The sequence below is a fragment of the Streptomyces sp. NRRL B-1347 genome (genome assembly GCF_000720325.1).
Taxonomy (GTDB): domain Bacteria; phylum Actinomycetota; class Actinomycetes; order Streptomycetales; family Streptomycetaceae; genus Streptomyces.
The window spans coordinates 1-23593 of record NZ_JOJM01000044.1; the positions used below are offsets into that span (position 1 = coordinate 1).

10 protein-coding genes and 2 pseudogenes are annotated in these 23593 nt (G+C 71.7%); 8 read left to right on the forward strand and 4 right to left on the reverse strand.

Going from position 1 to position 23593, the window contains the following annotated elements; genetic code table 11:
- The 6 genes and pseudogenes from IG74_RS0130070 to IG74_RS0130095 form a co-directional block, all read left to right on the forward strand.
- On the forward strand, positions 1-1032 hold a 1032-nt coding region (locus tag IG74_RS0130070), incomplete at its 5' end, for a beta-ketoacyl reductase (protein WP_030683807.1).
- A 55-nt stretch (positions 1033-1087) separates the two neighbouring features.
- Positions 1088-7432 (forward strand): annotated as a pseudogene (locus tag IG74_RS0130075) (type I polyketide synthase); the annotation flags it as partial.
- 112 nt (positions 7433-7544) lie between these two features.
- Positions 7545-14444, forward strand: a complete 6900-nt coding sequence (locus IG74_RS0130080) for an SDR family NAD(P)-dependent oxidoreductase (protein ID WP_420709960.1) — start codon at positions 7545-7547, stop codon at positions 14442-14444.
- 128 nt (positions 14445-14572) lie between these two features.
- Positions 14573-16009, forward strand: coding sequence for a class I adenylate-forming enzyme family protein (locus IG74_RS0130085; RefSeq protein ID WP_030683820.1), 1437 nt, complete (start codon positions 14573-14575; stop codon positions 16007-16009).
- Positions 16006-17037: an ACP S-malonyltransferase gene (locus IG74_RS0130090; RefSeq protein ID WP_030683822.1), complete on the forward strand. Its 1032-nt coding sequence runs from the start codon at positions 16006-16008 to the stop codon at positions 17035-17037. Before IG74_RS0130085 ends, IG74_RS0130090 begins: the two co-directional genes overlap by 4 nt.
- Before the next feature lie 496 nt (positions 17038-17533).
- Positions 17534-19162: a flavin monoamine oxidase family protein gene (locus IG74_RS0130095; protein ID WP_030683823.1), complete on the forward strand. Its 1629-nt coding sequence runs from the start codon at positions 17534-17536 to the stop codon at positions 19160-19162.
- A gap of 294 nt (positions 19163-19456) precedes the next feature.
- Here IG74_RS0130095 and IG74_RS0130100 read toward each other — a convergent pair whose 3' ends face one another.
- Positions 19457-20182 (reverse strand): 4'-phosphopantetheinyl transferase family protein, encoded by a 726-nt coding sequence (locus IG74_RS0130100; RefSeq protein ID WP_030683824.1) that lies wholly within the window; start codon positions 20180-20182, stop codon positions 19457-19459.
- Positions 20179-20619 (reverse strand): hypothetical protein, encoded by a 441-nt coding sequence (locus tag IG74_RS54775; RefSeq protein WP_030683827.1) that lies wholly within the window; start codon positions 20617-20619, stop codon positions 20179-20181. The genes IG74_RS0130100 and IG74_RS54775 overlap by 4 nt, the downstream gene beginning before the upstream one ends.
- Before the next feature lie 248 nt (positions 20620-20867).
- On the opposite strand from IG74_RS54775, the gene IG74_RS0130110 reads away from it, so the two are divergent.
- A complete protein-coding gene (locus tag IG74_RS0130110) occupies positions 20868-21641 on the forward strand; it encodes a thioesterase II family protein (protein ID WP_037826261.1) in 774 nt (257 codons plus the stop codon).
- Between the two features lie 258 nt (positions 21642-21899).
- Here the strand turns inward: IG74_RS0130110 and IG74_RS54780 are convergent.
- Positions 21900-22094: pseudogene (locus IG74_RS54780) on the reverse strand (beta-ketoacyl synthase N-terminal-like domain-containing protein); the annotation flags it as partial.
- Between the two features lie 397 nt (positions 22095-22491).
- On the opposite strand from IG74_RS54780, the gene IG74_RS0130115 reads away from it, so the two are divergent.
- Positions 22492-22803: a hypothetical protein gene (locus tag IG74_RS0130115; RefSeq protein ID WP_030683831.1), complete on the forward strand. Its 312-nt coding sequence runs from the start codon at positions 22492-22494 to the stop codon at positions 22801-22803.
- A gap of 61 nt (positions 22804-22864) precedes the next feature.
- Here the strand turns inward: IG74_RS0130115 and IG74_RS0130120 are convergent, their stop codons facing one another.
- On the reverse strand, positions 22865-23548 hold the full coding sequence (locus IG74_RS0130120; RefSeq protein WP_234334497.1) for a helix-turn-helix transcriptional regulator: 684 nt from the start codon (positions 23546-23548) through the stop codon (positions 22865-22867).
- Positions 23549-23593: the final 45 nt, after the last annotated feature.

Sequence of the window (23593 nt, forward strand, 5' to 3'; positions counted from 1 at the left end):
TCGTTGACGCCGGAGCGGGTGGACAGGGTGTTGCGTCCGAAGGTGGACGCGGCGCTGCACCTGCACGAGCTGACCCGCGACCTCGACCTCTCCGCGTTCGTGGTGTTCTCCTCGGCCTCCTCCAACTTCGGTGGCGGCGGCCAGGCCAACTACGCCGCGGCCAACGCCTTCCTGGACGCCCTGGCACACCAGCGGCGCGGGCTCGGCCTCCCCGCGGTCTCCCTGGCCTGGGGCATGTGGGAGCAGCGCAGTGAGATGACCGGGGACCTCGGCGAGGCGGACCTCCAGCGCATCGCGCGAGCCGGGCTGAACGCGCTCAGCTCGCGCGAGGGCCTCGCGCTGTTCGACGACGCGCTCAGGACCGACGAGACCGTGCTCGTGCCGACCCACGTGGACCTCGCCGCTCTGCGCGCCCAGGCCCAGACCGGTGACGTCCCCGCGCTGCTGCGCGGCCTGGTGCGGGTTCCCCGGCGCCGGGCCGCGGCGTCGGAGCCCACGCACACCGGCACCGGGTCGCTGCGGGACCGCCTGGCCGGTCTCTCCGCGGCCGACCAACACCGGGCACTCCTTGACCTGGTGCGGGTGCAGGTGGCCACCGTCCTCGGCCATGGCTCGCCGGAGGCGGTGGAGCCCGACATGGCCTTCAAGGAGATGGGCTTCGACTCGCTGACCACGGTGGAACTGCGCAACCGGCTCAACGCGGAGACCGGGCTGCGGCTGTCGGCGGTGCTGGTCTTCGACCACCCGACCCCCACGGTGCTGGCGGTCCACCTGCGGGAGGAACTCCTGCCGGACGGCGGCACGGGCGAACCCCTGGTCTTCGCCGAGCTCGACAAGCTGGAGCCCTTGCTCTCCCACGTGATGGACGACGGCGAGGCGCGCACGAAGGCGGCCGGACGGCTGAGGGAGCTCCTGGAGAAGCTGGTCGAGGCTTCCGACGACTCCGGCTCCGCCGAGGTGGTCGAACGGATCGGATCGTCGTCCAACGACGAACTGTTCGCCTTCATCGACAACGAGCTCGGGCTGTCCTGAACCGGTGTCCAGCGCCCTCTGACCCCCCTGACTTTAAAGAAAGTGACGGCACACAGTGAGCGAGACGAAGCTCCGCGACTACCTCAACAGGGTGACGACCGATCTGCACCGCACCCGGCAGCGCCTTCAGGAGGTGGAGGCGAAGCAGCGTGAGCCCATCGCGATCGTCGCGATGAGCTGCCGCTTCCCCGGTGGGATCAGCTCTCCCGAGGAGCTGTGGAACATGGTCGCGGACGGCGCCGACGGACTCTCGCCGTTCCCGACAGACCGCGGCTGGCACGAGGAGGTGTACAACCCGGACCCCGACAGCCAGGGCACGAGCTATGTGAACGAGGGCGGGTTCCTGCACGACGCCGCGCAGTTCGACCCCGTGTTCTTCGGCATCTCCCCGCGTGAGGCGCTGGCGATGGACCCCCAGCAGCGGCTCCTCCTTGAGGTGTCCTGGGAGGTTCTGGAGCGGGCGGGCATCGACCCGCTGTCCGTCAAGGGCAGCACCGGCGGCGTGTTCATGGGCGCCGCCTTCCAGGGGTACGGCGCGGCAGGACCGATCGAGGCCGAAGAGGTCGAAGGCCATCTGATGACGGGGCAGACGCCCGCCGTCACCTCCGGCCGGATCTCCTACGTCCTCGGCCTCGAAGGCCCCGCGGTCACGGTGGACACGGCGTGTTCGTCGTCCCTGGTGACGCTGCATCTGGCCGCGCAGGCGCTGCGCCAGGGCGAGTGCGACTTCGCCCTGGCCGGCGGCATCACCGTGATGGCAGGCCCCGGAACGTTCACCGAGTTCAGCCGTCAGCGGGGACTCGCCTCCGACGGCCGCTGCAAGCCCTTCGCGGCTGCCGCGGACGGCACCAACTGGTCCGAGGGCGTCGGCGTGCTGCTCGTGGAACGCCTGTCCGACGCCCGCCGCCACGGCCACCCCGTGCTGGCGGTGATGCGCGGCTCCGCGGTGAACCAGGACGGCGCCAGCAACGGCCTGACGGCCCCCAACGGCCCGTCGCAGCGCAGGGTGATCCGGCAGGCGCTCGACAACGCGGGACTCACCCCGGACGACGTCGACGTGGTGGAGGCGCACGGTACGGGTACCACGCTGGGTGACCCGATCGAGGCGCAGGCACTGCTGGCCACCTACGGCCAGGGCCGGCCCGCGGACCGGCCGCTGTGGCTGGGATCCATCAAGTCGAACATCGGTCACGCGCAGGCGGCGGCGGGTGTCGCGGGGATCATCAAGATGGTGATGGCGATGCGGCACGGCGTCCTGCCGAAGACGCTGCACGTCGACGAGCCGACCCCGCACGTGGACTGGTCGGCGGGGGCCGTGGAACTGCTGACCGAGGCACGGCCCTGGCCGGAGACGGGCCGGCCCCGCCGGGCGGCGATCTCCTCCTTCGCGATCAGCGGCACCAACGCGCACACCGTCATCGAGCAGGCCCCCGAAGCCGAGGAGCCGGGGCCGGCCGATCCGCAGGAGGGCCCGGGAGCCGAGGCACCCGGAACGGTCGCCGCCGCCGTCGTGCCGTGGCTCGTCTCCGGCAAGGGCGAGGCCGCGCTGCGGGCACAGGCCGAGCGGCTGCACACGCGTCTGACGGCTCAGGGATCCTCGCGGGACGACGATCCCGCGGCCGCACCGGTGGCGGACGTCGGCTACTCCCTGGCGGTGTCCCGGTCGGCGTTCGAGCACCGCGCGGTGGTGATCGGCGAGGACCGCGAAAGCCTTCTGCGTGGCCTTCGGGCCGTGGCGCAGGGCGAGATCGCTCCGGGTGTGGTCAGGGCACAGGCGGTGAAGGGCCGCAGGACCGCGTTCCTGTTCACCGGCCAGGGTGCGCAACGCCTGGGTATGGGGCGGGAGTTGTATGACTCCTTCCCGGTGTTCGCTCAGGCTCTGGACGAGGTGTGCGCCCATCTGGATGTGCTGCTGGACCGTCCGCTGAAGGACGTGATGTTCGCGGCCGAGGGTGGCGCGGACGCCGAACTGCTGGACCGGACCGCGTTCACGCAGCCCGCGCTCTTCGCGGTCGAGGTGGCGTTGTTCCGGCTCCTTGAGCACTGGGGTGTCACCCCGGACGTGCTCATCGGGCATTCGGTCGGTGAGATCGCTGCCGCGCATGTGGCGGGAGTGTTCTCCCTTAAGGACGCGTGCACGCTGATCGCGGCGCGTGGCCGTCTGATGCAGGCGCTGCCGGAGGGCGGCGCGATGGTGGCGGTGCAGGCGTCGGAGGAGGAGATCGCGGCGTCGCTTGCCGGTCGTGAGGCCGAGGTGAGCATCGCGGCCGTCAACGGCCCGACCGCCGTGGTCATCGCCGGTGACGAGGCCGCCGTACTGGAGATCGCCGGGCAGTGGGCCGAGCAGGGCCGTAAGACCCGCCGCCTGCGCGTCAGTCACGCCTTCCACTCGCCCCGCATGGACGCCATGCTGGACGACTTCCGCAAGGTCGTCGAGGGGCTGTCGTTCGCCCCGTCGGCCATCCCCTTCGTCTCCAACGTCACCGGAGAACCGGCTTCGGACGCCGAGGTGTGTTCGCCGGAGTACTGGGTGCGGCACGTGCGCGCGGCCGTGCGCTTCGCCGACGGTGTACGCAGCCTTGAGGCGCAGGGAGTGAACACCTTCCTGGAGGTCGGCCCGGACGCCGTGCTGTCGGCGATGGCCCAGGACTGTCTGGGCGAGCGGTCCGAGCGGGCCGCGGTCGGCCCGGTGACGGTGCCGATGCTGCGCAAGGACCGGACGGAGGTCCAGGCGCTGACGGCCGCCGTCGCCGAACTCCACGTCCACGGCGCCGCAGTCGACTGGGAGCGGGTGTTCTCCGGGCGCGGCGCGCGGCGGGTGGCCCTTCCCACGTACGCCTTCCAGCGTCAGCGCTACTGGCTCGACTCCATGGCGGCCGTCGGCGACGTCGGCTCGGTGGGCCTCGGACCGGTATGGCACCCGCTGCTGGGCGCCGTGCTCTCCCTGGCGGGCGGCGACGGGGTGCTGCTCAGCGGGCGGTTGTCGATGGCCACGCACTCCTGGCTCGCCGATCACACGGTGCAGGGCATGGCGCTGGTGCCCGGGACGGCCTTCATGGAGATGGCCGCCCGAGCGGGTGACCAGGTGGGGTGCCCCCGGGTCGACGAGCTGGTGATCGAGGCGCCCCTGGTGATGCCCGAGCGCGGCGGGGTGCAGATCCAGGTCGAGGTGCGGGAGGCCGATGCCGAGGGCCATCGTGAGGTGAGCGTGTACTCACGACCGGAGTCGGCCGATGACCGGGCCGACCTCGGGGAGCCGTGGGTACGGCACGCACACGGTGTGCTCACCCCGCCCGGCCCGGCCGCCTCCTTCGACTTCGTGAAGTGGCCGCCCTCCGGGTCCAAGCCCGTCGACATCTCGGGCGGATACGAGCACGCCGCCGAACACGGGCTGCGCTACGGCCCCGCGTTCCAAGGGCTGCGGCGCGCCTGGCGACGCGGCGACGCGGTGTTCGCCGACGTCGAACTGCCCGAGGACCAGCTCGGCACCGCGAAGTACTTCGGCCTGCACCCGGCGCTGTTCGACGCGGCCCTCCACGCCATCGGCGTGGGCAAGGAAGTGCGCGGCGGCGACGACGCGCCGAGCGCGGGCACTCTGCTGCCGTTCTCGTGGCGAGGCTTCTCCCTGGACGCCGTCGGCGCGGGAGCGCTGCGCGTCCGGGTGGTCCCGGACGGGCGTCAGGCGGTGTCCCTGGCGATAGCCGACACGTCGGGCCGCCCGGTGGCGTCGGTCGACTCGCTCGTTCTGCGGCCCATGCAGGCGGACGCGCTGAGGAACGCGAGCCGCAAGACCGGTGACGCGCTGTTCCTCATGGAGTGGACGGCGGGCGCGGCCGCGCCCGCCGAGGGCGTGGCGTCGGGCTGGTCGGTGGTCCTTGGCGACGACCGCCTCGGCGTGGGCGCCGCCCTGGAGGCGTCGGGCGTCACCACCGACGTGTACACGGACCCGGCGGCGCTCGGTGACGCCGTGGCGTCGGGCACGCTCATGCCCGGCACTGTGGTGCTGCCGGTGGCTTCGGACGGCTCGGCCGTGGCGGGCGAGGTGCATGCGCGGGTCGCCGAGGTACTGGAGACCGTCCAGTCCTGGGTGGCGGACGAGCGGTTCGCGGGGAGCCGGCTGGTGCTCGTGACCCGGGGGGCCGTGGACACCGGCGACGGTGTGACGGATCTGGCGGGCGCGGCCGTGTGGGGACTGGTGCGCTCGGCGCAGTCGGAGAACCCGGGCCAGGTGGTGCTGGTCGACATCGATGACGTCGAACGGTCGGCCGGGCTCCTCGCGGGCGTGGCGGCTTCCGGCGAGGAGCAGGTGGTGGTGCGCTCCGGCGAGGTCCGCGTGCCGCGCCTGGGCCGGGCGCCGCTCTCGGGCGAGGCTCAGGAGCGGGAGGTGTTCGGTTCCGGCTCGGTCCTTGTGACGGGGGGCACAGGGCTGCTGGGCGGCTTGGTGGCCCGGCATCTGGTCACCCGGCACGGCGTCCGGAAGCTGGTGCTGTTGTCCCGCCGCGGGGCGGAGGCCGACGGCGCCGCCGGGTTGCGGACCGACCTGGAGGCCGCGGGCGCCGAAGTGGTGATCGAGGCGTGCGACGCCGCGGACCGCGAGGCACTCGCCACGGTCCTTTCGGGGCTGCCCGAAGAGTTCGCGCCGAGCGCTGTGGTGCACGCGGCCGGGGTGCTCGACGACGGGCTGTTCGCGTCCCTGACGCGCGAGCGGGTGAGCGCGGTGCTGCGGGCGAAGGTGGACGCGGCCTGGAACCTGCATGAACTGACCGCGGACATGGACCTGTCGGCGTTCGTCCTCTTCTCCTCGGCCGCCGGTGTGCTCGGCGCGGCCGGACAGAGCAACTACGCCGCGGCCAACGTGTTCCTGGACGGCCTCGCGTCGTGGCGGCGCACCCAGGGGCTGCCGGGCGTCTCGCTGGCATGGGGCCTGTGGGAACAGGCCGGCGGCATGACCGGGCACCTCGGGCAGGAGGACCTGCGCCGGGTGGCGCGTTCGGGTCTGGTGCCGCTCTCCTCCGAGGAGGGCCTGGAGCTGTTCGACGAGGGCGTCACCTCCGGCCGGGCCGTGGTGATCCCCACCCGCCTCGACCTGGGTGCGCTGCGCGCCCAGGGGGCCGCGATGCCCGCCGTGTTCCGTGCCGTCGTCCCGGAGCCCGCGGCCCGGCGCACGGCCCGGGCGGCCGAGTCCGAGTCCGGCGACCAGTCCGCCCAGTTGCGCCGGCGACTGGCAGGCCTTTCGGAGACCGAGACCGAGGAGGCGCTGCTCGAACTGGTGCGTACGCTCGCCGCCGCGGTGCTCGGGTACACGTCACCCGACGAGGTCGACACCAGCCACGAGTTCATGGAGATGGGCTTCAACTCCCTCACGGCGGTGGAGTTCCGGAACCAGCTCGCCGCGGTCACCGGCCTCCGCCTTGACACCACGGTGGTCTTCGACCATCCGCGCCCCCTGGAGCTGGTGTCCCATCTGCGGCCCCGGCTCGCGGCCGGAATCGCGTCCGCTCCCGCCGACCGCCGGCCCAAGGCGCCGTCGGCCCAGGCCGCCACGTCGACGCCCGCGACCGCGCCTCCGGCCTCGCAGGCGGACGCGCCCGACACCCTCGGCTCCCTGTTCCGGGAGGCGGCGGCGCTGGGCAAGACCAAGATCGGCATGGATCTGCTGGTGAACGCCGCGCGGCTGCGTCCCACCTTCGAGGACCCGGCCGACTTCGAGGGGACCATCAGGCCCGTGCGGCTCTCCCGGGGTGCCGAGCACCCCCGGCTGATGTGCTGCTCCTCCTACATGGCGCTGGGCGGCGTCCACCAGTACGCGCAGCTCGCCGCCCCCTTCCGGGGCAGCCGGGACGTCGCGGCCCTGCCCGCCGTGGGGTTCGTCCAGGGCGAGAGCCTTCCGGCCACCCCGGAGGCGCTGTTCCGCCTCCAGGCGCGGATCGTCTCGGAGTACGCCGACGGCGCCCCGGTCGTCCTCGTCGGTTCGTCGGCCGGCGGAATGGTCGCCCACTCGGTGGCCGCCGCTCTGGAGAGCCAGGGCACACCGCCCGCGGGAGTCGTCCTGCTGGACACCTACCTCCCGGACAGCGCGAGCATCGGCCAGTTCGAGAACACCATGCTCGACGAGATGTACGAGCGGGACGCCCTCGTCTCCATGGAGGGCGTCCGGATGTCCGCCATGGGGTGGTACCTGCATCTGTTCGAGGGGTGGAAGCCGCCGGAGAGCGCGGTTCCCAGCCTTCTCGTCCGTGCGGCGGAACCGATGGGAGAGCTGGACCCGGACGCGCCGGGCTGGCAGTCGGACTGGCCGGCCGACTCCGTGATCGACGTACCCGGAACCCACTTCACGATGGTGGAGAAGCAGGCGGCCACCACCGCACAGGCCATCGAGGACTGGGTGTCCGGCCTCTAGCGCAGTACGCGCCCGCCCGCACCGACGGCCCGCGGGCGGGCGCCCCACGCCGCAGCCGAGGCCGGCGCGGCACACAGCTTTGACGCAGGGTTTTACCCAAGGCAGGAGTTAGGTGAGCACCATGTTGAACGGGTCCAGTGACTCGGGAGATTCCATCGCGCAGGCTGGACCGGGCCGTGACGAGAGCACTGAACTGCCCTCACTCGGTTCGGACTTCCACGAACTGCCGGACCTCGAACAGCGCAGGGTCCTCTTCGACCTGGTACGCGCACACGTAGCCGCGGCGCTGCGGTCCGAGTCGCCGCGCACCCTCGACGCCGGGAGTTCGTTCCTCGACCTGGGCCTCGACTCGCTGGCGGCGGTCACTCTGCACCGCGGACTGGTCGCCGCCACCGGGCTCACCCTCGAGGTGACGCTCGCCTACGACCACCCGACCCCCGGCGAACTGGTGGACCACCTCCACCGGCGGATCGTGCCCGTGGCCACGGACGAGGCCGCCCCCGCGCGTGCCGTCGTGGGCTCGGACGACCCCATCGCGATCGTCGGGATGAGCTGCCGCTTCCCCGGTGGCATCAACAGCCCCGAGGACCTGTGGAAGGTCGTCTCCGAGGGCGTGGACGCCATCACGCCGTTCCCCACCGACCGCGGCTGGGACCTGGAGGCGCTCTACAGCCCGGACCCGGACCGCCCCGGCACCAGCTACGCGACCGAGGGCGGGTTCATCCACGACGCGCCCGAGTTCGACGCGGAGTTCTTCGGCATATCGCCGCGCGAGGCGCTCGCCATGGACCCGCAGCAGCGGCTGCTCCTCGAGACCAGCTGGGAGGTCTTCGAGCGGGCCGGAATCGACGTGACCGAGCTGCGGGGGAGCCGCACCGCCGTCTTCACCGGCGCGGAGCACCACGACTACGGGCCCCACCTCCAGAGCACCAAGAGCGGCCTCGAGGGCTATGCGCTGACCGGCATCGCGGGCAGCGTCGCCGCCGGGCGCATCTCCTACACCTTCGGCTTCGAGGGCCCGGCGTGGACCGTGGACACCGCGTGCTCCTCGTCGCTGGTCTCCCTGCACCAGGCGGCGCACTCGCTGCGCCAGGGGGAGTGCGATCTGGCGCTCGCCACCGGCGTCGCCACCATGCCGACCCCGGGTGACTTCATCCTCTTCAGCCGCCAGCGCGGGCTCTCCTCCAACGGGCGCTGCAAGGCGTTCGGTGCCGAGGCCGACGGCACGTCATGGGCCGAGGGCGTCGGCGTCCTCCTGGTGGAGCGGCTCTCCGACGCCCGGCGCAACGGCCACGAGGTGCTGGCCATCGTGCGCGGCTCCGCCGTCAACCAGGACGGCGCCAGCAACGGCCTGACGGCCCCCAACGGGCGCTCCCAGCAGCGCGTCATCCGGCAGGCGCTGGCCAACGCCGAGCTGACCGCGGACCAGATCGACGTGATCGAGGCGCACGGCACCGGAACCTCGCTCGGCGACCCCATCGAGGCGCAGGCGCTGTTCGCCACCTACGGCGAGAGCCGCCCGGAGGGGGACCCGGTGTGGCTGGGCTCCCTCAAGTCGAACATCGGCCACACCCAGGCGGCCGCCGGTGTGGGCGCCGTCATCAAGATGGTGATGGCCATGCGCCACGGCATCCTGCCCAAGACGCTGCACGTGGAGGTACCGACCCCGCACGTGGACTGGTCGTCGGGCGGTGTGGCGCTGCTCGCCGAGCAGCGCGCCTGGCCGGAGACCGGGCGGCCACGCCGGGCCGGCATCTCCTCGTTCGGCATGAGCGGCACCAACGCGCACGCCATCATCGAACAGGCCCCGCCGCAGGAGCCGGCCCCCACCACGGACGCCGACGCCGACCCGGACACGGCCTCCCAGCCCGTGTCCTGGCTGGTCTCCGCCAGGAGCGAGGAGGCGCTGCGGGCGCAGGCCGCGCGGCTGCGCGAGCACGTGGTGCGCCACCCCGACGCGCGGCCGGTCGACGTCGGATGGTCGTCCGCCGTGACACGAGCCGCGCTCGAACACCGTGGCGTGGTGGTGGCGTCCGACCGCGAGGGGCTGCTGCGCGGCCTCGCGGCGCTCGCCGAGGAGACCGACGCGCCGGGCCTGGTCCTTGGCAGGTCCACGGCGCAGCGGGTGGCGTTCCTGTTCACCGGCCAGGGCGCCCAGCGGCTGGGCATGGGCCGTGAACTCCACGAGACCTACCCGCTCTTCGCCGACGTGTTCGACGAGGCGTGCGACTACCTGGATGTGCGCCTCGGGGCCTCCGTGCTCGACGTGGTCTTCGGCCCCGAGGACGACGACGCCGCCGCGACCGGTGACGAGCTCAACCAGACGATGTTCACCCAGGCCGGTCTTTTCGCCTTCGAGGTGGCCCTGTTCCGCCTGCTGGAGTCCTGGGGCGTGCGCCCCGACTTCCTGATGGGGCACTCGGTGGGCGAGATCGCCGCGGCCCACGTCGCCGGGGTGCTGTCCCTGGAGGACGCGTGCGCCCTGGTGGCGGCCCGCGGACGGCTGATGCAGGAACTGCCCGAGGGCGGCGCCATGGTGGCCGTCCAGGCAACGGAGCAAGAGGTGGCCGAGAGCCTGGAGGGCCGCGAGGACCAGGTGTCGCTGGCGGCGCTCAACGGCCCCACCTCGGTGGTGCTCTCCGGCGACGAGGACGCGGTGCTCGAACTCGCCGCCCACTGGGAGGCCCAGGGCCGCAAGACCAAGCGACTGCGGGTCAGCCACGCGTTCCACTCCCCCCGGATGGACGCCATGCTGGAGGAGTTCGGCCAGATCGCCGCCTGCCTGGCGTACTCGACCCCGGCCATCCCGGTCATCTCCAACGTCACCGGCGATGTCGCGGGCGCCGAACTGGCCACCCCGGAGTACTGGGTCCGCCATGTGCGGGAAGCGGTCCGCTTCGACGACGGCATGCGCCGCCTCGCCGACCAGGGCGTGACGACGTGCGTGGAGCTCGGCCCCGACGCCGTGCTGACCGCGATGGGCCAGGACTGCCTGGACGCCGTCGGCGCCGACGCGGCCTTCGTGCCCCTGGCCCGCTCCGGGCGCGCCGAGGCCCAGACGCTGGCGCAGGCGGTCGCCACCCTGTACGCGAACGGCGTCGGCGTGGACTGGGACGCGGTGTACTCCGGGCGCGGCGCACAGCGCGTCGCCCTGCCGACCTACGCCTTCCAGCACAAGCGGTACTGGCTCGAGTCGGGCGGCGCCGTGACCGGCGACGCCCGGAGCGTCGGCCTCGGCAGGGTGGACCACCCGCTGCTCGGCGGCCTCACCGAACTGGCCGAGGGCGACCGCACGGTGCTGACCGGACGCCTGTCGCTGCAGACCCACCCGTGGCTCGCCGACCACGCCGTGGCCGGTGGAGTGCTCTTCCCCGGCACCGGATTCGTGGAGCTCGGCCTGCTCGCGGGCACCGAGACCGGGGCGGGACGGCTCGGCGAACTCACCCTTGAGACCCCGCTCCTCCTGCCGGAGCAGGGCGGCGTCCGCGTCCAGCTCGTGGTCGGCCCCGCCGACGCGTCCGGCGTACGGCCGCTGGGCGTGTACTCGCGCTCCGACAGTGACGAGCCGGGGGAGGAGTGGGTGCGGCACGCCCAGGGCGTCCTCGAGGCGGACAGCGGCGCCGCGGTCACCGACAGCCTGCTGCAGTGGCCCGTCCCGGGCGCCGAACAGGTGCCGATGGAGGGCTTCTACGAGGGCCTGGCCCAGGTCGGTTACGGATACGGACCGGTCTTCCAGGGCCTGGAGTCGGTCTGGCGCCTTGACGGCGACGTCTACGCCGAGGTGGCGCTGCCGGACTCGGCCGCTCAGGAAGCCGGACGGTTCGGTCTGCACCCCGCCCTGCTCGACGCCGCTCTGCACGCCATGGAGATGGGCGACTTCGGCGGCGAGAGCGGACGCGTGACCCTGCCGTTCTCCTTCACCGGGGTGACCCTGCACGCGGTGGGCGCCGGACGGGTGCGAGTGCGGCTGCGCCCGCAGGGCAAGGACACGGTCGCGCTGCTGGTGACCGACGCCACGGGCGCGCCCGTCGCCTCGGTGGAGTCGCTGGTGGTGCGGGAGGTGGCGGCCGAGCGGTTCGCGTCCGGGCCGCGCTCCACCGGCGGCGACGGAACGCTCTTCCGGGCCAACTGGGACGTGCTCGCCACCGCTCGCGGCGGCGACCGGACCGCGGCCGGTGTGTCCACGGCCGTGGTCGGCGCCGACCGGGCGCGGGTGAGCGAACTGCTCGCCGCCTCCGGTGTCGAGCACGCCGAGTACACCGGAGTGGACGCGCTCGTCACCGCCCTCGACGAGGGTGCCGCGGTGCCCGACGTGGTCTGGGCCTGGTGCGACGCCGGGCCGGACGTCGACGATCTCGCCGACGCCGCCCACAAGGCCACCCACCGGGCGCTGGCCCTGGTGCAGTCCTGGCTCGCCGAGGACCGGTTCGACGGATCCCGGCTGGTCGTGGTGACCCGCGACGCGGTCGCCGCGGGACCGGGCGAGGGCGTCGCCGGACTGGCCAACGCCGCCGTGTGGGGACTGGTGCGCTCGGCGGCCACGGAGAACCCGGGCCGGCTCCTCCTGGTGGACCTCGACCGCCACGCCGAATCGGCCACCGCGGCCGCCGGTGTGGTGACGACCGCGATGGCGGCGGGCGAGCGCGAGGTGGCGGTCCGCGCCGGCCAGGGGCTGGTCCCCCGGCTCGCCAGGAACGCCTCCGGGCGGGTGCTCGAAGCCCCCGTCGGCACCTCGGCGTGGAAGCTCGGCACCACGGGCGGCGGCACCCTGGACAACCTCTCGCTGCTGCCCGACCCTGCGGCGGAGGCGCCGCTGGCCCCCGGATACGTCAGGATCGCGGTGCGTGCCGCCGGTCTGAACTTCCGTGACGCGCTGATCGCCATCGGCATGTACCCCGAGGACGACGCCACCATGGGCGGCGAGGGCGCCGGTGTGGTCCTGGAGGTCGGCCCGGGCGTGACCGACCTGGCCCCCGGAGACCGGGTCATGGGCATGATCAACGCCTCGTTCGGGCCCATCGCGATCGCCGACCGGAGGCAGATCGTCCACATGCCGCGCGGCTGGACGTTCGCGCAGGGAGCCTCCGTGCCGGTGGTCTTCCTGACCGCCTACATCGGCCTGGTGGAACTCGGCAAGCTGCGGGCGGGCGAGTCCATCCTGGTGCACACCGCCACCGGCGGTGTGGGCATGGCGGCCGTGCAGCTCGCACGCCACCTCGGCGCCGAGGTGTACGCCACGGCCAGCCCCGGCAAGTGGGACACCCTGCGGGCGATGGGATTCGACGAGGAACACATCTCCTCCTCCCGTGACCTGGACTTCGAGCCGCGCTTCATGGAGGCGACCGGCGGCCGGGGCATGGACATGGTGCTGGACTCGCTCGCCCGCGAGTTCGTCGACGCCTCCCTGCGGCTGCTGCCCAGGGGCGGGCGGTTCCTGGAGATGGGCAAGATCGACGTGCGCGACCCCGAGGTCGTCGCCCAGGACCACCCCGGGGTGAAGTACACGGCGTACGACCTGGTCGCGGCCGACTACGACTGGGTCCAGCGGATGCTGGTCGAGCTGGTCGAGCTCTTCGACAGCGGCGCGCTGCACCCCATCCCGGTGACGGCGTGGGACGTGCGGCGGGCCCCGGACGCGGTGCGGTACATCAGCCAGGCCCGGCACATCGGCAAGAACGTGTTCACCATGCCCCGGACCCTCGACCCCGAGGGCTCGGTACTGGTGACCGGCGGCACCGGCGGCCTGGGCCGCGAGGTGGCACGCCATCTGGTGGCCGAGCGCGGCGTGCGCAACCTGGTGCTGGTCTCCCGGCGCGGGCCGGACGCGGAGGGCGCCGCCGACCTCGCGGCCGAACTGACCGAGGCGGGCGCCTCGGTGACACTGGCGGCCTGTGACGTGGCCGACCGTGCCTCGCTGGAGCAGGTGCTGTCCGGCATACCCGCCGACCACCCGCTGACCGCGGTCGTGCACGCGGCGGGCGTACTCGACGACGGTGTCATCGACACCCTGTCGCCGAAGCGGATCGACGCGGTCTTCGAGCCGAAGGTCGACGCGGCGTGGAACCTGCACGAGCTGACCCGGGAGACGGACCTGGCGGAGTTCGTGATGTTCTCCTCCGTCGCCGGTGTGTTCGGCAGCCCGGGACAGGGCAACTACGCCGCCGCCAACTCGTTCCTGGACGCGCTCGCCGCACACCGGCGCGGCCTCGGCCTCCCGGCGGTCTCACTGGCCTGGGGCCCGTGGGAGCAGGCCGGCGGCATGACCGGCACCCTCAGCCAGGCGGACATGGTGCGCATGGCGCGCGAGGGCATGGCGGCCCTGTCCATGGCGGGCGGTCTGCGTCTGCTGGACGCCGGCGCCGTGAGCGAGGACGCCCTGCTCGTGCCGATGCGCCTTGAGACCTCCGCGCTCAGCGGCCAGACCGACATCCCCACCCTGCTGCGCGGCGTGGTCCGGGCGCGGAGCAAGGCGGCGGGCGGCGGCAAGGCGACCGCTCCCGAATCGGCCAAGGTACGGCTGGCCGGTCTGGCCGGAGCCGAACTCGAGCGGGCGCTGCTCGATCTGGTGCGCGGCAGCGCGGCGATGGTCCTCGGGCACAGCGGCGCCCAGTCCATCGAGCCCGACCGCTCCTTCCAGAACCTCGGCTTCGACTCGCTGGCGGGCGTGGAGTTCCGCAACCGGCTGAACTCGGCCACCGGGCTCCGCCTCCCCTCCACGCTGATCTTCGACAACCCCACGCCCGCGGTGCTCGCCGAGTATCTGCGCGGCCGGGTGGCGACGGACGGCCCGGCCGAGCCGGACGTCGATCCGGAAGAGGCCAGGATCCGCGCCCTGCTGACGTCGATCCCGCTGGAGCGGCTGCGCCGCGCGGGTCTGCTCGACACACTCACCGAGCTGGCGAGCGGCAAGGACCAGGCCGAGAAGGACACCGAGGAGAAGGAGACGGACTCCATCGACGCGATGGACGACGACGACCTGATCGACATGATGCTCGGCGACCTCGACACCTGACGGCCCGCGAGTCCCCCCGGAGACCTCCGGGGGGACTCGCGGTCCCGGCCCACGGCTCGCGGAGCGTCGGCGTCGTGGGTGGCTCCCCCCAAGAGACTTCAAGAAGAAGAAAGGCTCAGTGAAACCCGATGACCGCAAAGGTCTTTGCGACGGAAGCGGTGCATGCGCTTCCCGAGTTCGAACAGAGGGCCCTGGCCATCGCCGAAGCCCTCCGTGAGCGCGGGGTCGGCGACGGCACCCGGGTCATGCTGAAGGCCAGCAACTCCGTCGGCTTCGTCGGGGTCCTCCTCGCCCTGATGCACACCGGCGCGTCGATCGTCATGGTCGACCACCAGGAGCGGGCGGAGGCCACCCAGCGCATCTGCGACCGGGCCGGGGTCAAGATCTGTGTGGTCGACGACGACACCCCGATGCCCAAGAGCGGCCCGGCCAGGGTCACCGTCTACGAGCTGCTCATGGCGTCCATGGAGCAGACCCCCGCCGAGCGGCGGCTGTCCCTCGACACCTGGTGCGAGCTGCCCGACGGCCTGATCATGTGGTCCTCCGGATCCACCGGGGAGCCCAAGGGCATCGTCAAGACCGGGGCGAAGTTCCTGAAGAACCTGGAGCGCAACGCCCAGCAGGTGGGCCATCGCCCCGATGACGTCCTGCTGCCGCTGCTGCCCTTCTCCCACCAGTACGGGCTGTCCATGGTGCTCATCGCCTGGCTGGTCAAGTGCTCGCTGGTCATCGCGCCCTACCGGCGCCTCGACCGGGCGATGACCATGGCGGGCACCTGCGGGGCCACGGTGGTCGACGCCACCCCGGCCAGCTACCGCAGCATGCTCAACATGATCGGCAGCAAGCCCGCCCTGGCGGACGAGTTGTCCGGTGTCCGGATGTTCTGCAGCGGGGCGGCCCCGCTGGACCCCGGCCTGGTCGCCGACTACGTCGAGCGATTCGGACTGCCCCTGCTGGACAGCTACGGCAGCACCGAGGCCGGGAACGTGGCCTTCGCCACCGAGGACAACGCGGTCGCCTGCGGGCGGGCCGTCGAGGGCCTGAAGCTGCGGATCGTCGACGACGAGGGCGCCGTCCTCACCTCCGGCGAGGTCGGGGAGATCCAGATCCATTCGCCCGACCTGATGGAGGGCTATCTGGCGGAGGACGGCACGGTCACCCCCGTCGACCCGGCCAGGGCCGACTGGTACCCCACCGGCGACTTCGGCTATCTGGACGGCGGGGACAACCTCTTCGTCCTCGGCAGGAAGGCCGCGGCGCACCGCAACGGCCACACGCTCTACCCCGAGATCATCGAGCACAAGCTGGCCGCGGCCGGCTGCCTCGTCAAGATCGTCCCGGTCCCCGACGAACAGCGCGGCTGCCAGCTCTTCTTCTTCGTGGAGGACGAGCAGCAGCGCGAGCCGCGGCACTGGCGGGAGCCGATCACCTCCCTGCTGCCCGACTTCGAGCACCCCAACCGCATTCACGTCCTGGAGCGATTCCCCCTGAACCGAAACGGCAAGCCCGACAAACGAAAGCTCGAGCAGCTGGCTCTCGACCTGACGCCGCGAGCGAAGGCATGACAGAGCAGCAGGCCACCGAGCCACAGGCCACCGAGCCACAGGCCACAGAGCCGCGGACATCCGATCCGGAGACCAGCCGCACGGCGATGGTCTTCCCCGGGATGGGGCCCTTCCGCTTCACCGATGTGGGCGAGTTCCTGCTGACCAACCCCCATGCCCGGCGCCGGCTCGCGATCGCCGACGAGGTGGTGGGGTACTCCGTGTTCGACCGGTACCGCCAGTCGGACGCCGACGAGGAGGGGCAGTACACCGCGCACACCCAGATCGCCTTCCTGACCGTCTGCCTCTCCCTGGCCGACTGGGCGGAGGAGACGCTGGGAGAGCGGCCCGAGCTGTGCGCCGGACCGAGCTTCGGCCAGCGGGCCGCGGTGACCTACGCGGGGTCCCTGCCGTTCGAGGAGACCGTGCGGCTCACCGCCGAACTGGCGCGCTGCGAGGAGGAGTACTTCCGGCAGGAGCACCGTGACGCGGTCACGCACTGCGTGATCCACACCCCCGAGGAGCGGCTTCAGGAGGCGCTGGCCGAACTGGACGCCGAGGGGGAGTGGCACGACGTCTCCGGCTACATCGACCAGGGCTTCTACCTCGTGTCCCTGCGCGAGCCCGTGCTCGACCGGTTCAAGAAGCGGATCGGCGAGCTCGGGGGGTACAACATGTACACCATGTGGCCGCCCGTGCACGCCCCGGCGTTCGGCGCCCTGCGCCGCAAGGCGGAGGAGGTGCTCGGCACCTTCGAGGTGGCCGACCCCAAGCTGCCGGTCGTCGCCGACCAGAACGGCGAACTGCTGACCGGCGCGGACGGTGTGCGCACCATGCTGCTCGACACCTTCGACCACCCGATCCGCTGGCCGGACATGGTGGAAACGATGCGGGAGCAAGGCATCACCAAGGTCTGCATCGCGGGTCCGGACAATCTCTTCGGCCGGGTGAACCGTACTGTGGACAACTTCGAGGTAGTGGCCATCGACGCCCGCAAGGCGATGCGCCCGCGGGTCCGGCAGCGGAGCGCCCGCCGGGCGAGGCGGTGATGGTGGGCGCTGCCCCCGGGCAGCGCTCACCACGTCAATCAGCGCGGTGACCCCGGAACCGGACACACCCAGAGCTGCTTCGCGGTCAACGCCACGAAGGGCAGGGCGATACCGACCCATCGAAGTGCGTCTTCCCGCGTGCCGCGCGAAATGACGACGCGTCAACAGCCATTCCCACCTGATGCCACTTACCCGTGCGGGTGCAGGGCGGGCAGGTGGGCCATGGCTGTGGTCCGGGCTGGTCGGTGCTGGGCGGCCGTGACCAGCAATTCCCTAGAGTCCTCTGTCCTCGCTGGTCCGTGTCCCGCACGGCGTGCTGGGCTAGAGGCCGCCCACCCACCACAGGGAGAAACCATGTGTGATGCGCGAGGTCCGGGTTCGATACCACGGGGAAGGGCCGGTCGGCCCGCAGCGGGTCCCGGCGCGACGAGGGGATAGGTCCAACATGCTCCCCACTGCCCTCCACGGGAGTGGCCCGTCGAACTCTCGAATCACCATGCTCTGCCCCGACTTTCCCTTCGCCTACGACGACTGGCTGCGCCACCCGGCGGGCCTGGGCGGCGTCCCGGCCGACGCTGTGGGAACCGAGGTCGCGATCGTCGGCGGCGGGATGGCCGGGCTGGTCGCCGCGTACGAACTGATGCGGATGGGACTGCGTCCGGTTCTCCACGAGGCGGGACGCCTGGGCGGCCGGATGCGCTCCGCCGGCTTCGACGGGTTCCCGGACGAGGTGGCCGAGCTGGGAGCCATGCGGTTCCCGCTCTCGGCCGCCTCGCTGTTCCACTACGTTCGCATGCTGGGCCTGCGCACCACGCCGTTCCCCAACCCGCTCGGCCCGTCCACCCCCATGACGGTGTTGGACATCGGCGGCGTCAGCCACTGGGCCCGGACCGAGGCCGATCTGCCGCCCGTCTACCGGGAGGTCGCCGACGCCTGGGACAAGACGTTGCGCGAGCGGGCCGACGTATGGGTCATGCAGGAGGCGATCCGCACCCGGGACACGGCCACGATCAAGGCGCTGTGGAACCGCCTCGTGCCGCAGCTGGACGACCAGTCCTTCTACGGCTTCCTCAGTTCCACGCCCGCCTTCGCCTCCTTCCGGCTCCGTGAGCTCTTCGGGCAGGTCGGCTTCGGCACCGGCGGCTGGGACACCGACTTCCCCAACTCGATGCTGGAGATCCTCCGCGTCGTCTACACCGAGGCCGACGTCGACCAGCAGTCCATCGAGGGAGGCTGCGAACAGGTACCGCTGGGCCTGTGGCGGCACGCTCCCGAGGGCCTCGCGCACTGGCCGGCCGGTACGTCGCTCGCCACGCTCCACGACGACCGGCCCCGGCCCGCCGTCACCGCGCTGCGTCGCGCGGGGGAGCGTATCGAGGTCACCGACGCCGACGGCCGGACGCGCGACTACCGGGCGGTGGTCTTCACCGGGCAGCACCGCCTGCTGAACAGCCGGGTCGCCTGCGACGACGCGCTGCTGCCCGGGCCGGTCCGGTCGGCGATCGAGCGCACCCACTACATGAGTTCCTCCAAACTGTTCGCGCTCACCGACCGGCCGTTCTGGCTGGACGTCGACGCCGCGACCGGGCGGGACGTGATGGGGATGACGCTCACCGACAGGCTGCCGCGTTCGGTGTACCTCAACGACTGGGGGCCCGGCCGACCCGGAGTGATGTGTCTGTCCTACACCTGGAACGACGACTCGCAGCGGGTCGCCGCGTTGTCCGCCGAGGAGCGGTTGGAGGTCGTCCTGCGCTCGCTCGGCGAAATCTATCCGGGCGTGGACATCCGGTCACACATCATCGCGCCGCCGGTGGCCGTCACCTGGGAGAACGAACCCTGGTTCACCGGAGCCTTCAAGGCCAACCTGCCGGGCCACTATCGCTACCAGCGCCGCCTGTTCACCCACTTCATGCAGGACGCGCTGCCTGAGCACCAGCGAGGATTCTTCCTGGCCGGCGACGACGTCTCCTGGACCGGCGGCTTCGCGGAGGGCGCGGTCACCACGGCCTTGAACGCCGTGTGGGGTGTCGTACGTCATCTCGGCGGCGACTGCCACCCGGCCAACCCCGGGCCGGGGGATGTGTTCGCCGAGCTCGCGCCCCTGGAGCTCGACGAGTTCTGACCCGGGGACACCACGAAGAAGCGGTCCCGTGTGCACCCGGCACACGGGACCGCTTCTCCGTGGCAGATCCGCCGTACGCCCTGTCCCTCGGCCGTCGTCACCGGTGAGCCGGACGTCCTGGACGTGGGTACGGCGGCGGCCGTCCGGCCAGTCGAGGAACTGGAGGGCGGACACGGCCCCGCCGCCCGTGGTCGCGGCGGAGACCGTGATGGGGGACGGGGGTGGCTCTGGAGCTGCGGGACATGCCGGCATCAGCTGCCCCGTCTGTGTCTCGGCCGGTGTCTCGGCCCGTTCTCAGGCGGGCCGCTCGGTGCCGGAGCCGACCGCGGGGAGCGTCAGGGCGGTGAGCACCATGCCCTCGCCCACCAGCCACCGGCCCGTCAGGTCCACGGCCCCGCCGTCGGCCGCCCGTATGAGCTCGGGCGGCAGGGGCACCAGCAGCCGGACCGAGAACGTGCCGTGCTCCATGCCCGCCGCTCCTGGCTCGCGGGCGAAGCGCAGCCGGGCGTCCTCGAAGCCGAGCGGTTTGAGGGTGAGGGGGAACCACACCTTGTAGACCGCCTCCTTGGCGCTGAACAGCAAGCGGTCCCAGGGGATGTGGGGCGCCGCGCTCGTCAGCCGGGCTAGGTCGGCCCGTTCCTCGGGCAGCGACACCGCGTCGAGGACGCCTTCCGGCAAGGGACCGGCCGGTTCGGCGTCGATGCCGAGCCCCGCCAGATCGCGATCGTGGGCGACCGCGGCCACCCGGTACCCGGCGCAGTGGGAGATCGCGCCGACCACCCCGGCGGGCCAGCAGGGCGCACCCGACGGGCCCGGCAACAGCGGGGCCGCCGTACAGCCGAGCGCCGCCAGCGACAGGCGGGCGCAGCGGCGGCCGGTGGCGAACTCCCGTCGCCGCTTGGCCACCGCCCGTGCCACCGTCGCGGCCTCCTCCGGGAACAGCGGCGGAGCCGACAACTCGCCGCGCACCTCGGTCACTTCGACATGGTCCGGCAGCAGCCGGCGCATCAGCGGCGTCATCGGGCACCTCGCTGGGACAGGGCACCCCGGCGGGGCAGGGGCTCGCGCAGCAGCGGATCGGGTCGGCCGCGGGCCTGCCACTCGCGCGGGTGGCCCGGAGACACCTCGCGGTGCGGCACTCCGTCGTGCCAGATGGTGCGGGGGATGTGGAGATGGCCGTAGACCACGGTGGCTGCCCGGTAACGGCGGCGCCAGTGCAGTCGCAGCGCCCACTCGACATCCACGGTCAACTCCCCGATGTCACCCGCGTCCCCGACGTCACCCGCGACGATCGGCCAGTCGGAGAGGTCGGAGAGGTCGGAGGGGTACAGATCCTTAACGACCGCCCGGTTCTGCTCGTAGGCGACGTGCAGGTCGCTGACCGCGAAGAGCCGTCTGCCCGTGGGGCCGCGTACTGCTTCGCCGTTGGAGGTCCGCGGATTCGTGGTGCTGGGCATGCCGAACTCCTCGCTGCGGGTCCGGCGCCTCGATTCGCGTCCGGCGCTCAGATTTATGCCATCGGCCCACCCGTTCCTTCAACGCGTGACCGGCGTGCCGGGCCAAGGACGAGGGATTCGCCCAGACTCCCCGACGCGTGACCCCCCTGGACTCACGCGCCCCCGATAGTGGTGTGGTGTCCACCTGAACAGGCAATGCTCCACGGTCGATACACAGAAGCAAAGAGAGAAAAGGGAATGGAAGCAGCGTGAGTGTGAGCCCCCAAGACGACGGCCAGTGGTGCCGCCGGTTCCAACCGGTGTCCCCCGCCGCCCACCGCCTGATCTGCTTCCCGCACGCGGGGGGCTCGGCCAGCTACTACGTGCCCGTCGCCAACGCCCTCGCCCCGCACGTCGACGTCGTCGCGCTGCAGTACCCGGGCCGCCAGGACCGGCGCAAGGAACCGCTGATCGACGACATCGGCACACTCGCGGACCGCGTGCACGAGGCGCTGCGCGGCGAGGCCGACCGTCCGCTCACCTTCTTCGGCCACAGCATGGGCGCGCTCGTCGCCTTCGAGGTCGCTCGAAGGTTCGAGCGGGACGGCCGCACGGCCCCCGTACGGCTCTTCGTCTCCGGCCGGCGGGCCCCCTCCCGCCACCGCGAGGAGAACGTCCACCTACGCGACGACGACGGGGTCATCGCCGAGGTCAAGGCCCTGAGCGGCACCGACGACCGGGTGCTCGGCGACGACGAACTCCTACGCATGATCCTGCCCGCGCTGCGCGGGGACTACCGGGCAGTGGAGACGTACCGCTGCCCGCCCGGCGTCACGGTGGACATCCCGGTCACCGCCCTGGTCGGCGACAGCGACGCCAAGACGACGATCGACGAGGCCCGCGACTGGGATCGGCACACCACGGCCGACTTCGACCTGCGGATCTTCCCCGGCGGGCACTTCTACCTCAACGAACGCGCCGCTGACGTGCTGAGCGTCCTCGACGAGCACTTCGCGGCGCTGAGCGTCCCCGACGGGGTCTGAGCCGGGGCCGGAGCCGTAGTCGGAATGGCACCGGCCGGGCCTCCGGCCTTCCTCTGTCGAACAGGCCCGCGTCCTTGAGCACGGCGGCGAGCCCCGGGCGGCCGGAGGTCGACATCGTTCGATAACAGCTCGTCAGATGTCGCTCCACCGCCCGCCCGTTGACGCCGAGGGTGTCGGCCATGACCGGCCTGCGAAGCCGGTCCGGCACCGGGGCGGCCAGTTCCGGCTGCCGGGTCGCGGCCGCCGAGTGCAGCAAGGTCACCAGCAGCTCCCGCTCGTCCCTGCGCGCGGTATCCGACCGAGGGGTCGGGCCGACACCTCCAGGGCTTCCTGGGCGAGTTCGAGAACGAGTCGCCGCTGGGAGTCGATGAGGTCCGCCTCCGGAGGGGAGACCCCGAGGAATCCGGCGTCGAAGCGCTCGACCTCGTCGAGGAACTCACCCCAGCGGCAAGCCTCTTCAGTGCCCTGAACACACTCGCCCGAGCCCGTCTCGGTGTCCGTGCCCGCGCCTTAGGTGTCGTTTCTTGCCCTCGGCATGGGACCACAGCGTTCGGCTACCGCATGCACGCCGACGGTGCGCGTGCCGCCGGCTCTGCACGTCAAGGGCGCATGCACTAAGGCGACCCCTAGAATCCGCCCGGCCCAATGTGCTTCGCGAGGTCTCGGCGTGCCCCGTGTTTTGGGAAACGACCAGATGTCGCGCCGAGGGTGAAACAGGTATTGCGCACACCCAGGACTTCCTCCTTAATAGGTTCGGCCAGCCCGAAGCGACGGGAGTTGCATGCCGGGATCTTGGATCGGCACAGGTGGCGATGGACTGGCCGGTTCGGACGAGACGGAGGAACGCTTAGTGAGCGCGGAACTCGTGGAAATCCGAAGAGTCTTGATGAAGCTGCGTGACAGCCTGCACGAGCTGCGGAACGGCCAGGGCGACTCTCCGTACGTGCGCAGGCTGATGAATGATCTGGACCGTTTCGAGCTGAACATGGAGGACCTCAAATCGCGGGACCAGTTGGCCTCGATGAACGCCTCTGTGGCCACGTTGACGCAGATGGCCGTGGAGAACGTCGCCCGCGACGTCGTCCGCGTACAAGAGAGTTTCGACCACAACGTGTCCTGGCACGACGCTGACGACGAGGGGATAGGTGGTCACCGCCGCTGAGCGGCCGCCCGGCTCCGCGGCGGCCGCCGGGACCGACAGCCGGGCGGCCGCTCTTCGTCGGTCACTTCACGAAGTCGGGCAGCACGCGGGGCGGCCAGCTGCCGACCGTGAAGACGCCCATCGCGTAGGCGCGGGAGACCAGCGTGGCGCGGTTGGGCGCCTTGAATCGGCGCAGCATCAAACCCACGTGGTACTCGACGCCCTGGCGGCTCAGATACAGGCGCGAGGCCAGCTGGATGGTCGATGCGCCGGTGGCGACCCCTTCCAGGATGCGGGCGTCGAGAGGAGTGAGAAGAGGCGTCGACTTCGCTGCCGGGGCGGCCTCGGGCAGGTCGTCGTCGGGGGTCATCAGGACGACGACACCTGAGAAGGCGTCCCCCTCACCCTGGATCGCTATGCCTGTTATCTCGGCCGAGAAGACCCGGTCATCGCCGCGTTTCGCGACCACTTTCTCCACGAATCTTCCGCCATGGCCGTCCGAGAGATGGCTGAAATGCTTGGGCAGGACGTTGCGGGCGCTCGGGTGCAGTACGTCGTAGATGCTCTGTCCGCAGACCTCCTGTGAGGGACGTGCGACATGACGGAAGAAGTCGGAGTTCGCTGCTTCGATGTTGAGCTCGGCATCAAGACTTGCCATACAGGTGAAAGGGTGCGGCCCGGTTGTCCGACGATTTCGGTGAACAGTTTTCTGTGCGGGCAAGGGAAGACCGTCGGTCATGGTCGTTCGGTCGGTGTTCTGGGGCATGAAAACCTCTCCCGAGTGTCGGCTGAGCAATAGATCTGCAGCGGA